Origin of the sequence: Pseudoxanthomonas putridarboris, from assembly GCF_038321125.1 — a bacterium.
In the GTDB taxonomy this organism is placed as follows: Bacteria; Pseudomonadota; Gammaproteobacteria; order Xanthomonadales; family Xanthomonadaceae; genus Pseudoxanthomonas_A; species Pseudoxanthomonas_A putridarboris.
The window spans coordinates 71,195-83,490 of record NZ_JBBWWT010000012.1 but is presented as its reverse complement, the minus strand read 5'-3'; the positions used below and the strand labels follow the sequence as shown (position 1 = coordinate 83,490).

At 68.4% G+C, this 12,296-nt stretch carries 9 protein-coding genes; 5 read left to right on the top strand and 4 right to left on the bottom strand.

Annotated features, from left to right (window positions below):
* Positions 1–138: 138 nt before the first annotated feature.
* The 3 genes from AAD027_RS17555 to AAD027_RS17545 form a co-directional block, all read right to left on the bottom strand.
* Complete coding sequence (locus AAD027_RS17555) at positions 139–3,243, bottom strand: valine--tRNA ligase (RefSeq protein ID WP_341727329.1); 3,105 nt, start codon at positions 3,241–3,243, stop codon at positions 139–141.
* Positions 3,244–3,367: 124 nt separating this feature from the next.
* Positions 3,368–3,790, bottom strand: a complete 423-nt coding sequence (locus tag AAD027_RS17550) for a DNA polymerase III subunit chi (RefSeq protein ID WP_341727328.1) — start codon at positions 3,788–3,790, stop codon at positions 3,368–3,370.
* A gap of 122 nt (positions 3,791–3,912) precedes the next feature.
* Positions 3,913–5,385: a leucyl aminopeptidase gene (locus AAD027_RS17545; RefSeq protein ID WP_341727327.1), complete on the bottom strand. Its 1,473-nt coding sequence runs from the start codon at positions 5,383–5,385 to the stop codon at positions 3,913–3,915.
* A gap of 129 nt (positions 5,386–5,514) precedes the next feature.
* Here AAD027_RS17545 and lptF point away from each other — a divergent pair, with 129 nt between their 5' ends.
* Positions 5,515–6,594 carry an LPS export ABC transporter permease LptF gene (gene lptF, locus AAD027_RS17540; RefSeq protein ID WP_341727326.1) on the top strand — a complete coding sequence of 360 codons (1,080 nt, stop codon included), beginning with the start codon at positions 5,515–5,517 and terminating at the stop codon, positions 6,592–6,594.
* Positions 6,591–7,691, top strand: coding sequence for an LPS export ABC transporter permease LptG (lptG, locus tag AAD027_RS17535; protein WP_341727325.1), 1,101 nt, complete (start codon positions 6,591–6,593; stop codon positions 7,689–7,691). The genes lptF and lptG overlap by 4 nt, the downstream gene beginning before the upstream one ends.
* Positions 7,692–7,807: 116 nt before the next feature.
* Here lptG and AAD027_RS17530 read toward each other — a convergent pair whose 3' ends face one another.
* Positions 7,808–8,284, bottom strand: coding sequence for an RDD family protein (locus tag AAD027_RS17530; RefSeq protein WP_341727324.1), 477 nt, complete (start codon positions 8,282–8,284; stop codon positions 7,808–7,810).
* 192 nt (positions 8,285–8,476) lie between these two features.
* Here AAD027_RS17530 and xerD point away from each other — a divergent pair, with 192 nt between their 5' ends.
* From xerD to purL, 3 genes are all read left to right on the top strand, one after another.
* The gene (gene xerD, locus AAD027_RS17525; RefSeq protein ID WP_341727323.1) at positions 8,477–9,451 is read left to right on the top strand and encodes a site-specific tyrosine recombinase XerD; all 975 of its coding nucleotides are present in this window, start codon (positions 8,477–8,479) and stop codon (positions 9,449–9,451) included.
* Positions 9,452–9,561: 110 nt separating this feature from the next.
* Positions 9,562–10,383 (top strand): DsbC family protein, encoded by an 822-nt coding sequence (locus tag AAD027_RS17520; RefSeq protein WP_341727322.1) that lies wholly within the window; start codon positions 9,562–9,564, stop codon positions 10,381–10,383.
* Between the two features lie 80 nt (positions 10,384–10,463).
* A partial coding sequence (gene purL, locus AAD027_RS17515) for a phosphoribosylformylglycinamidine synthase (protein ID WP_341727321.1) occupies positions 10,464–12,296 on the top strand: 1,833 nt, incomplete at its 3' end.

Here is a 12,296-nt window from a genome sequence, read left to right as displayed (position 1 = left end):
CGACCATGGTGCCGAGAAGCTCGCTTTCCGACCGGAATTCCATCAGCGGCGTAGCGTGCGTATCCGGGATGTCGGCCGTGCGCATGGCGCACGCTACGCCTTGCGTGGCGATGGCGGCGGGTCGGGGGCCGCTTCCCGTCAAAGCTTGGCGCGTTGCTCCCGCAGGGCCGCCAGCTGCACGGTCCAGTCGGCCAGGCGCGCGCGTTCCTGTTCGACCACGGCAGCGGGGGCGTTCTGCACGAAGGTGGCGTTGCCCAGCTTGCCGTTGCACTTGCCGATCTCGGTTTCCACGCGCTTGATGTCCTTGTCCAGGCGCGCGCGTTCGGCGTCCAGGTCGACCAGGCCTTCCAGCGGCACCAACAGCTGAAGTGCGGCCCCTGGCCCGCCGCCGGCGATGACGGCGGAAGCGGAGGCGGGAGCCTCGGCGCCCTCTTCCAGCCACACGATGTCCTCCAGCTTCAGCAGGAAAGCCAGGGAAGAAGCGAAGCGATCGACGCGCGCACGGTCGTCCGCGCCACCGCCCTGCAAGAGCAGGCGGATCGACTTGGCCGGCGAGACGTTCAACTCGCTGCGCACGCGGCGCAGGGCGGAGACCATGGTCTTGAGCCACTCGACGTCGGTTTCCGCCGCGGCGAAATCCTGTCCGGCGAAATCCGCACCGGCGGGATAGGGCTGCAGCGAGATGGTGTTGCCGGCTATGCCGAGCCTGGGCGCCACCTGCTGCCACAGTTCCTCGGTGACGAACGGCACCAGCGGGTGCAGCAGGCGCAGCAGGGTTTCCAGCACGTGCAGCAGGGTGTGGCGGGTGCTGTCGGCGGCGGCCGCGTCGTCGCCGTTCAGCGCCGGCTTGGCCAGTTCGACGAACCAGTCGCAGAACTCGTTCCAGGCGAATTCGTACAGCGCCTGCGACAGCAGGTCGAAGCGGTACTGCGCGAAATGGGTTTCGGCCTCGGCGATGACCTTGGCGAGGCGCGAGAGGATCCACTTCTCCGCGTCGGTGATGGGCGCCAAAGCCCCTCTCCCGTCGGGAGAGGGGTTGGGGTGAGGGTCCGGCGAAGTGGAGGTGCTACCGTACTCCGTACCTTCATCCGGCCCTGCGGGCCACCTTCTCCCGGAGGGAGAAGGAACGGCGAAGCCCTCGGTGTTCATCAGCACGAAGCGGGTGGCGTTCCACAGTTTGTTGCAGAAGTTCTTGTAGCCTTCGGCGCGGCCCATGTCGAACTTGATGTCGCGGCCGTGGGTGGCCAGCGCGGCGATGGTGAAGCGCAGCGCGTCGGCGCCGTGCGGGATGATGCCGCTGGGGAACTCCTTGCGCGTGGCCTTCTCGATCTTCTCGGCCATCTTGGGCTGCATCAGGCCGCTGGTGCGCTTGGCGACCAGGTCTTCCAGCGAGATGCCGTCGATGATGTCCAGCGGATCCAGCACGTTGCCCTTGGACTTGGACATCTTCTGGCCGTCCTTGTCGCGGATCAGGCCGGTGATGTACACGTCGCGGAACGGCACCTTGCCGGTGAAATGGTCGGTGGCCATGATCATGCGCGCCACCCAGAAGAAGATGATGTCGAAACCGGTGACCAGCACCGACGAGGGCAGGTAGCGGTCGAAGCCGCGCTCGGCCATCGCCGTTTCGTCCGGCCAGCCCATCGTGCTGAACGGCCACAGCTGCGAGGAAAACCAGGTCTCCAGCACGTCGTTGTCCCGGGTGAGCCTGATGCCCCCTGTAGGAGGGGCTTCAGCCCCGACGGTGTCCGAAGCCGATGCAGTCGGGGCTGAAGCCCCTCCTACAGAAGCCTTGGCCTTCGCATAGGCTTCCTCTTCGGTGCGTGCGACATAGCAGTTGCCCGCCTCGTCGAACCACGCCGGGATGCGGTGTCCCCACCAGAGTTGGCGGCTGATGCACCAGTCCTGGATGTTCTCCATCCAGTGGCGGTAGGTGTTGATCCAGTTCGGCGGAACGAACTTCACTTCGCCGGACTCGACGAGATCGAGGCCGCGCTTGGCCAGCGCGTCCATCTTCACGAACCACTGGTCGGTCAGGTAGGGCTCGATCACCTGGCCGGTGCGGTCGCCCTTAGGCACTTGCAGCTTGTGCGGCTTGGTCTCCACCAGCAGGCCGGCGTCTTCCAGGTCGGCCAGCACGGCCTTGCGGGCGTCATAGCGGTCCAGGCCTTGGTACTTCTCCGGGATCCTTGCGTCGGTTGCAGTATCGATCACGCCACTACGGATCGTGGTTGCAGAAGCCTGACGCTTGAGTCGTTCAGTCCACGAAGCATCGTCAATGATCCGTGCTGCATCATCGAGGATGTTGTAAAGCGGCAAGTCGTGACGTTGGCCGACCTGGTAGTCGTTGAAGTCGTGCGCCGGGGTGACCTTGACCACGCCGGTGCCGAACTCGCGGTCGACGTAGTCGTCGGCGATGACGGGAATCTCGCGGTCGATCAGCGGCAGCTTCACCTTCTTGCCGACCAGGTGCGCATAGCGCTCGTCTTCCGGATGCACCATCACAGCGGCGTCGCCCAACAAGGTCTCCGGGCGGGTCGTGGCGACCACCAGGTAGTCGCGAGTTTCGCGTAGTGTCTCGTTGCCGTCTGTATCGCGCTCGACGTGCTCGTAGCTGGCGCCTTCTTCCAGTTTGTACGCGATGGACCACAGGAAGCCGTCTTCCTCGACGTTCTCCACTTCCAGGTCGGAGATCGCGGTCTTCAGCACCGGGTCCCAGTTGACCAGGCGCTGGCCGCGGTAGATCAGGCCTTCCTCATGCCAGCGGACGAAGGCTTCGATGACCGCCCGCGAGGCCTGTTCGTCCATCGTGAAGGTGCTGCGCGACCAGTCGCCCGACGTGCCCAGCCGGCGCATCTGCCGCTCGATGATGTCGCCGGATTGCGCCTTCCATTCCCAGACCTTGGCGATGAAGCCCTCGCGGCCGAGCGAATCGCGCGTCTCGCCCTTGCCTTCCAGCGCCAGGTTGCGGCCGACCACCATCTCGGTGGCGATGCCGGCGTGGTCGGTGCCCATCTGCCACAGCGTGTCGTAGCCGCGCATGCGGTGGTAACGCACCAGCGCGTCCATCAGCGTGTGCTGGAACGCATGCCCCATGTGCAGCGTGCCGGTCACGTTGGGCGGCGGCAGCAGCACCGTGTACGGCTTGCCCTCGCCGCTGGGCTTGAAATAGCCGGCGGCTTCCCACTGCGCGTACAGGCGGGATTCGAAGGACTTGGGGTCGTAGCTGGGGGCGAGGGACATAGGAGCCGTGATTCGGGATTCGGGATTCGGGATTCGGGATTCGGGATTCGGGATTCGATCAAGAGCGTGAGGAGCCGGGATTGAGTGGGCGCCGTTGCGAATCCCCAATCCCGAATCCCGGCTCTTACATATCGTGCTTGTTCACATCGAAGCCGCGCGCCTTGTACTGCTTCCAGCGCTCGCGCAGCGGTTCGCGGGCGGCGGGATCGGCGGGGACGACTTCCAGCACGCGTTCGCAGGCGCCGGCGAACGCGTCGTCGCGCAGGTTGATGACCAGCGCGCGCGCCGGGGCGTCGAAGTCCGGCGTGGCGATCAGCACCGGCGTCAGCTCGTCTTCCTCGTCGGTGCCGGCGATCTGGTGCGGGATGTAGGCCTCGTCGTCGAAGGCCCACAGCAGTTCGTCCAGTTCCTCGGCCTGCGCCGCGTCGCGCGCCAGCACCAGCGTCCACTGGTTGCTGTCGTACGCCTTGCGCGCCAGCTCGCAGACCAGCTTGAGCGGCTCGTCGAGGAAACGCGGCTTGGCGATCAGGTAGAAGTCGGCGCGCATGAGGGCTGGGATTCGTGATTAGGGATTCGTGATTCGCAAGAGCGGGTCATGAAATATCGGCGATCAGTGCGGGGGAAGCGATGCTTTGCGAATTCCCAATCCCCAATCTCCAATCCCGGCTCTTAGCCGGCGCGATCCAGCAGCCACTGGCTCAGCAGCCCCACCGGCCGTCCCGTCGCCATGCCGCGCTTGCCTTCGTCGTTGGCGACGCCGGCGATGTCCAGGTGCGCCCAGCGCTGGCCTTCGGCGAAGCGGGCCAGGAAGCAGCCGGCGGTGATGGCACCGGCCCAGCGGCCGCCGATGTTGTAGACGTCGGCGAAGGCGGAGTCGAGCTGGGTCTGGTACTCGTCCCACAGCGGCAGGCGCCATGCGCGGTCGAACACGGTCTCGCCGGCGCCCAGCAGTTCGTTGCTGAGGTCGTCGTGCTTGCTCATCAGGCCGCTGGCGTAGCGGCCCAGCGCGACGATGCAGGCGCCGGTCAGCGTGGCCACGTCCACCAGCGCCTCGGGCTTGAAGCGCTCGGCGTAGGTCAGCGCATCGCACAGGATCAGGCGGCCCTCGGCGTCGGTGTTGCCGACCTCGATGGTCTTGCCGGACAGGCTGGTGATGACGTCGGAAGGACGATAGGCGTTGCCGTCGATGGCGTTCTCCACCGCCGGCACCACCACCACCAGGTTGACCGGCAGCTTCATCTTCACCGTGGCCACGAAGGTGCCCAGCACGCTGCCGGCGCCCAGCATGTCGTACTTCATCTCCTCGATGCCGCCCTGCGTCTTCAGGTTGACGCCGCCGGTGTCGAAGGTGATGCCCTTGCCGACCAGCACGTAGGGCCTGGCGTCGGCGCCGGCACCGTTCCACTTCAGCACGATCAGGCGCGGGCGGTTGGCCGAGCCGCGGGCCACGGCCAGCAGCGAACCCATGCCCAGGGCTTCCATCTGCGCCTCTTCCAGCACCTCGCACTCGGCGCCGTTGGCGCTGGCGAAGGCCTGCGCCTGCCCGGCCAGGTAGGCCGGGTTGCAGATGTTGGGCGGCAGGTTGCCCAGTTCGCGGGTGAACTGCACGCCGGCGGCGATGGCCACGCCCTGCGCCAGCGCCTGCGCGTCGTCGCCGACGACGGCGAAGTGCGCCAGGCCGGGCTCGTCGTTCTTCTTCTTGCCCAGCGTGGCGGTGTAGCGGTAGCAGGCATGGTCGGCGGCGATCACGGCCTGGCGGATCTTCCACGCGGCGTCGCGTTCCTTCACGTCCACTTCGGTCAGGGTGAACAGCGCGCTGCGCACCGGGCCGATCTTCAGCGCGCGGGCGGCGTCGCCGACGGCCTTCAGGTACTGCGCCACGCCGAACTTGGCCGCCTCGCCCAGCCCGATCACCAGCACGCGCGGCGCGGTCACGCCGGGCAGATCGTGCAGCAGGGTGGTCTTGCCGGTCTTGCCGCCGATGTCGCCCCGCTGCACCAGCGCCGACAGCCGGCCGCCGCTGGCTGCGTCCAGGGCCTGCGCGGCCGGGCTCAGGGTCTTGTCGGCATAGGCGCCTACCACGATGCAATCGACGCCGGCCTGGGCCGGGGCATCGTGGTTCAGGGTGAATTCCAGCGTCATTGATCAGATTCCAGGTTCATTTACGTACAATCGCGGGCCGGAGGAAGGTGGCTGACGCCATCCCGGACCGCACAGACTGCCGCCGTCCACGCGGCGCACAAGCCCGAGATTGTAAATCAAGCCCCCCCGATGCCGAAGCTGGACCGCTACCTTTTCCGGGAATTCACCCAGAGTTTCCTCGCCACCCTGATCATCCTGCTGATGGTCAGCGTGGGCGGCGTGATGGCCGATCTGCTCGGCGACGTGGCCGACGGCAAGGTGCCGGCCCGCCTGCTGCTGTCCCAACTGGGGCTGCAATTCCTCAATTACATGCCCTACATCATCCCGCTGGCGCTGATGCTGGGCCTGCTGCTGGCGTTCTCGCGCCTGTATCGCGATTCGGAAATGGCGGTGCTGACCGCCACCGGCATCGGTCCGCGCCGCCTGCTCAGGCCCTTGATGCTGCTGGTGGTGCCGGTGGTGGTGGTGGTGGGCCTGTGCTCGCTGTGGCTGGGGCCGTGGGCGCTGCGGACGGCGCAGAACATGCTGGACCATGCCAACCGCAGCCTGGTGGTGTCGGGGCTGGATGCGGGCAAGTTCACCGTGCTGTCCAGCGGCGCGGTGATCTACGTCAGCGCCATTTCGCCGGATGGCACGGGCCTGAGCCGGGTGTTCATGCACCGCGCCCAGGACGACCGCGTGGACGTGGTTACCGCGCGCACCGGGCAGATGTTCTTCGAGGGCGAACGCGACCGCTACCTGCGGCTGGAGGATGGCTTCCGCGTGGAAGGCCCTGCCGGCCCCGGCCTGGACTACCGGCTGATCCGCTACAAATCCAATGAAGTGGCGCTGCCCGACCGCGCCGACACGCTGGACAAGGACGATCCGGAACTGCTGCCCACCCCGCAGCTGCTTTCCGACCCGCGCCCGGCCGCCAATGCCCAGTTGCACGCGCGCCTGACCCCGCCGCTGTTGGCGCTGGCCTTCGCCCTGCTGACGCTGCCGCTGTCGCGCAGCGCGCCGCGGCAGACCCGCTACGGTCGGGTGATGCTGGGCTTCCTGGCCTATCTGGTCGGCATCAGCCTGATGTTCAACGGCACCCAGTTGCTGACCGACGGCAAGTTGCCTGGGCCGGTCGGCCTGTGGTGGCTGACCCTGCCGCTGCTGGCGGTGGCCATCTGGTTCTACCTGCGCGACGGCAAGCCGTCGCGGCCACGGGGGCGCGCATGAGGCTGTTGCCGCGGTTGCACGATGTCTACGTGGGCCGGGTGGTCCTGGTCACGGTGCTGCTGACCTGGGCGGTGCTGGTCGGGCTGGACGTGGTGATGGCGCTGTCGGGCGAGATCGGCAACCTGGGGCAGGGCAAGTACACCTTCGGCCATGCGGTGGCCTGGGTGCTCTACACGGTGCCGCGCCGTGCCTATGTGATGTTCCCCACCGCCGCGGTGATCGGCGCGCTGATGGGGCTGGGCCAGCTGGCCGCCAGTTCGGAATTGACCGCCTTGCGCGCGCTCGGGTTGTCGCGGCGCCGGCTGAGCATCTCGGTGGCGGTCGCCCTGGCCCTGCTGACCGGCCTGATGGTGGTCAGCGGCGAGAGCATCGGTCCGTGGGGCCAGCGCCAGGCCGACATGCTGAAGACCGCCGCCCGCACCGGCGACGTGGTGCTGGATCGCTATGCCGGCATGTGGGCGCGCGAGGGCAATACGTTCCTGTACGCGCAGAGCGGCGAAGAGCGCGGGGAGCATGGCAAGGTGTCGCTGCAACTGCGCGACGTGCGCCTGTACGAGCTGGCCGAGGATGGCCGCCTGGCTTCCATCGCCCATGCCGCCACCGCCGAGCACCTGGACGGCTACTGGCTGCTGAAGAACGTGCGCCGCACCACCTTCAACGAGCGTTCCGCCACGCAGACTGAAGTGCTGGGCGAGCGCTGGGAATCGCAGCTGGACGCGGCCGTGCTGTCGTCCGGCCTGACCCGCGTGCGCAACCTGCCGACCAACGAGCTCAGCCAGAACATCGAGTACCGCAAGCGCAACGGGCTGGACGCGCGCGAGTACGAGGACCAGTACTGGGGCCGCTGGTTCTACCCGCTCAACGTGCTGGCGCTGTGCCTGGCCGCGATTCCGTTCGCGTTCGGCAGCCTGCGCAGCGGCGGCATGGGCAAGCGGTTGTTCCTGGGCATCGTGTTCGCGGTGGGCTTCTGGGCGCTGCAGACGATGTTCGTGCGCATGGCCGGCGCGTTCCGGCTTGACTACCGTATCGCCTATGCGCTGCCGCCGATCCTGCTGATGGGCGTGTCGTGGATGATGTTCCGGCAGCGCAGCCGCTAGACATCACCTGTGGGAGCGGCCCTTGTGGGAGCGGCCTTCGGCCGCGAGCTTTCGAACCCGATTTCAAGGGCCCAGAGGGAAAGCTCGCGGCCGGAGGCCGCTCCCACATCATTGCATCAGGATGCTTTCTTCGGCAGCCGGATCATGCGCGTGCCGCTGGCCCGGTCGTGCAGCGTCAACTTCTGCCGATCCACCCAGGCCCACCAGAAACCCAGCCCCGCGGCCAGCGTCGACAAGGTCGCCACGGCGAAACGCGCCCACAGCGCGCGCCGTGTCGGGGCGCTGCCATCGGCCGCCACCACCTTGAGCCGCCACGGCCGCATGCCCAGCGTCTGCCCGCCGTGGCGCCAGCTCAATACCGCATAGAGCCCGGTCACCGCCCAGCAGCTCAGCCACAGCAACCATTGCAGGGCGCTGAAGGGCGCGATGTTCTCGCGCTCGCCGTGATGGCCCAGGTAGGTGTAGCCGACGGTGAACAGCGCGGACACCACCATCCACATCGCCAGCGCCGGCCAGATGTCGTACAGCAGCGCCAGCAGGCGCCAGCCGATCAGGGCGCGGGATTTTCCGGGGGCAGGGGCGGTGTCTTCCATCGCGACAGGATACCGTGCCTCCTGTTTTCTGCAGGCGCGGCTTCAGCCATGACCGCGCTGCGGGACCACATTTCATGATTCCCCATCCGGACGCGCTGCGGTGCGTTCGTCATCGTGTATACGGATGTGCTATCGCGACTTACGTCGCTCCTACAGTCGCTCCTGCAAGGGCGCATGGCCTAAGCTTGCGGCATGACCGCACGCACTCCCGCCGAACGCCGCCAGCAGGCCAACGCGCTGCCTCCCGTTCCCGATGCCGACGCCACCGCCATCGCCGCCTTCCTCGATGCGATCTGGGCCGAAAGCGGCCTGGCCAAGCCATCGCTGGAGAGCTATCGGCGCGATCTGGAAGGATTCGCCAGGTGGCGCAACGGGAAGGCGGGCGGGTTGCCGGCGGCCGACCGCGCGGCGCTGTTCGACTACCTGGCCTGGCGCACGCGGGAGGGCTATTCGCCGCGCAGCAATGCGCGTCTGCTGTCGGCCTTGCGGGCGTTCTTCGCGCACCGTCTGCGCCGTGGCGATCGTGCCGACGATCCCACCGCCCTCCTGGACCCGCCCCGGCTGCCGCGCTCGCTGCCCAAGGCCCTGACCGAAACCGAGATCGACGCGCTGCTCGACACGCCGGACGTGGCGTCCCCGCTGGGCCTGCGCGACCGCGCCATGCTGGAGCTGATGTACGCCGCCGGCCTGCGCGTCAGCGAACTGGTGCACTTGCCCGCCAACGGCGTGAATCTTCGCCAGGGCGTCATCCGCGTGACCGGCAAGGGAAGCAAGGACCGGCTGGTGCCGTTGGGCGAAGAGTCCCAGCATTGGCTGGAGAAGTATCTGGACACGGCGCGGACGCGGCTGGCGGACGGCAGGCCCATTCCCAAGATGGCCGACGGCGAGGTGCCGTTGTTCATCGAACCGACCCGCAAGCCACCGACCCGCCAGCAGTTCTGGGGACTGGTGAAGCGCTATGCCGCCGCCGCCGGCATCGATCCGGTGCGGATCAGCCCGCACGGGCTGCGCCACAGCTTCGCCACCCACCTGCTCAACCGCGGCGCCGACCTGCGCGCGCTGCAACTGCTGCTGGGCCACAGCTCGCTGTCGACCACGCAGATCTACACACTGGTGGCGCGCGAACACCTTAAGCAGCTGCACGGTCGCCATCACCCGCGCGCCTGACCGCCATCACGCTTGCGTCCCGGTTAAGCCGTCCGGCGCGGCCGCTGTGCGAGAATCGGGGCCCGTTCGATGGAAACCCTGCCGCCGGTGCGGCCACCAGGATGCGCTACATGACCCGTCTGATCACCGCCGCCCTGCTGGGCGCCCTCAGCCTGACCGCCTGCGCGCAGGCCCCGCAGGCCCCGGCCGCCGACGAGGCCGCCGCGAAGCCCGCGCCGGCCGCCGCGCCCGCGAAGGGCGGCACCCCCGAGGAGCGCGCCCGCAACGCCATCGCCCAGCTCAATCCGCAGGCGAAGGTGGACTACGTGGGCGCCGCCCCGCTGCCGGGCTTCCGCGAGGTGATCGTGGGCGGCCAATTGCTGTACGTCAGCGACGATGGCCGTTACCTGATGCAGGGCGCCGTGCTCGACCTGCAGGAGCAACAGGACCTGATGCAGGGCAGCACCGCGCTGGCCCGGTACCGCCGCGACCTGCTGGCCAGCGTGCCGGCGTCCGAGCGCATCGTGTTCGCCCCGCCCAACGCCAAGTACACCATCAGCGTCTTCACCGACATCGAGTGCGGTTACTGCCGCAAGCTGCACAGCGAGATCGCCGATCTCAACCGGCTGGGCATCGCGGTGGAATACCTGGCCTTCCCGCGCATGGGCCTGGGCAGCCAGGACCACAAGGACATGATCTCGGTATGGTGCGCCCCCGACCGCCGGCGCGCGCTGACCGACGCCAAGGCCGGCAAGCCCGTCCCGTCCCGCGACTGCAAGAACCCGGTCACCATGGAGTACGACCTGGGCCAGCGCATCGGCGTCAGCGGCACCCCGGCCATCTACTCGGCCGAGGGCGTCCAGCTGGGCGGCTACCTGCCGCCGCAGGCCCTGCGCGAGCGGCTGGACGAACTGGCCGTGAAGGCCAAGCCGGCCGCCGCCGGCATGAAGTGAGACCCCGCGAAGCCGGCCAAGCGCCGGCTTCGTTACAATAGACGGCCCCGTCCTGACGGCACGCCCCCACGGTTCCGGACATGATCGTCCTCGAAGGCCAGCCGGCCTTGTCGCAATTCCGCCGCGCGCGGCTCGAAAGCAAGCTCCAGTCACTGGCCCCCGCCATCCGCATCAGCGGCGCCTGGCACGTCTATTTCGTCGAACCCGAGCCCGGTGCGCAGCCGGACCTGGCCGCCCTGCGCCGCATCCTGCAGACCGGCGACCAGGCCGAGCCGCTGGCCGACGGCGCGGCCTCCCGCTTCGTGGTGCCGCGCCTGGGCACGCTGTCGCCCTGGGCCAGCAAGGCCACCGAACTGCTGCGCGGCGCCGGCCTGCCGGTGAAGCGCGTCGAACGCGGCATGCGCATCGACCTGGCCGGCTGGGACGACAGCCAGCCGGCGCTGGCCAAGGCGCTGCACGACCCGATGACCCAATCGCTGCTGGGCGCGCGCGAACAGGCCGCGGCGCTGTTCGCCACCCCGGAGCGCGGCGAACTGGAACGCATCCCGCTGGCGGAGCTGGAAGCCGCCAACGCCCGCCTGGGCCTGGCGCTGGCCGAGGACGAGATCGACTACCTGCGCCTGCGCTACGGCGAGCTGGGCCGCGATCCCTCGGACGTCGAACTGATGATGTTCGCGCAGGCCAACTCCGAGCACTGCCGCCACAAGATCTTCAACGCCAGCTGGACCATCGACGGAAAGCAGCAGGACCGCTCGCTGTTCCGGATGATCAAGCACACCCATGCACAGACGCCCGAGCACACGCTCAGCGCCTACAGCGACAACGCCGCCGTGCTGGAAGGCTACCCCGCCGCGCGCTTCCGCCCGGACGGCAGCGGCCAGTACCGCCTCGAGGCCACGCTGGACTCGGCCTTCTGCATCAAGGTGGAAACGCACAACCATCCCACCGCGATCGCACCGTTCCCTGGCGCCAGCACCGGCGCCGGCGGCGAGATCCGCGACGAAGGCGCCACCGGCCGCGGCGGCAAGCCCAAGGCCGGGCTGACCGGCTTCAGCGTGTCGCACCTGCGCATCCCCACGCTGCCGCAGCCGTGGGAGACGTCGCGCCCGCTGAACCCGCGCATGGCGCCGGCGCTGGAAATCATGTTGGACGGCCCGCTGGGCGGCGCCGCGTTCAACAACGAATTCGGCCGGCCCAACCTGCTGGGCTACTTCCGCAGTTTCGAACTGGCCGAAGGCGAGGGCCTGACCCGCGCCTACGACAAGCCGATCATGCTGGCCGGCGGCCTGGGCGCGATCGACCGCATCCAGGTGGAGAAGAAGACCCTTTCGCCCGGCGATGCCGTCATCGTGCTCGGCGGCCCGGCCATGCTGATCGGCCTGGGCGGCGGTGCCGCCAGCTCGGTCGCCTCCGGCGACAGCGCCGAGGACCTGGATTTCGCCAGCGTGCAGCGCGACAACCCGGAGATGGAGCGCCGCTGCCAGGAAGTCATCGACCGCTGTGTGGCGATGGGCGAGGACAACCCCATCCTGTGGTTCCACGACGTGGGCGCCGGCGGCCTGTCCAACGCGATCCCCGAACTGCTGCACGACTCCGGCGTGGGCGGCGTGATCGACCTGGACAAGGTGCCCAGCGACGACCCTTCGCTGTCGCCGATGCAGCTGTGGTGCAACGAATCGCAGGAACGCTACGTGCTGGGCGTGCCGCAGGACCGTCGGGCCGAATTCGCCGCGATCTGCGAACGCGAGCGCTGCCCGTTCGCCGCGGTGGGCGTGGCGACGAAGGAAGAAAGGCTGGTGGTCGGGTATGGTGCTACCGTTGATTCCCTTCCCCCGCATGCGGGGGAAGGTGCCCGAAGGGCGGATGGGGGCAAGGCGGCCGAGGGGGGCCGCCCCCCCCCCCCCCCCCCCCCC

What these genes read in the sequence shown, in the direction of transcription:
- AAD027_RS17555 (WP_341727329.1), bottom strand. Translation starts at nt 3,243, where the DNA reads ATGTCCCTCGCCCCCAGCTACGACCCCAAGTCCTTCGAATCCCGCCTG.
- AAD027_RS17550 (WP_341727328.1), bottom strand. Translation starts at nt 3,790, where the DNA reads ATGCGCGCCGACTTCTACCTGATCGCCAAGCCGCGTTTCCTCGACGAG.
- AAD027_RS17545 (WP_341727327.1), bottom strand. Translation starts at nt 5,385, where the DNA reads ATGACGCTGGAATTCACCCTGAACCACGATGCCCCGGCCCAGGCCGGC.
- lptF (WP_341727326.1), top strand. Translation starts at nt 5,515, where the DNA reads ATGCCGAAGCTGGACCGCTACCTTTTCCGGGAATTCACCCAGAGTTTC.
- lptG (WP_341727325.1), top strand. Translation starts at nt 6,591, where the DNA reads ATGAGGCTGTTGCCGCGGTTGCACGATGTCTACGTGGGCCGGGTGGTC.
- AAD027_RS17530 (WP_341727324.1), bottom strand. Translation starts at nt 8,284, where the DNA reads ATGGAAGACACCGCCCCTGCCCCCGGAAAATCCCGCGCCCTGATCGGC.
- xerD (WP_341727323.1), top strand. Translation starts at nt 8,477, where the DNA reads ATGACCGCACGCACTCCCGCCGAACGCCGCCAGCAGGCCAACGCGCTG.
- AAD027_RS17520 (WP_341727322.1), top strand. Translation starts at nt 9,562, where the DNA reads ATGACCCGTCTGATCACCGCCGCCCTGCTGGGCGCCCTCAGCCTGACC.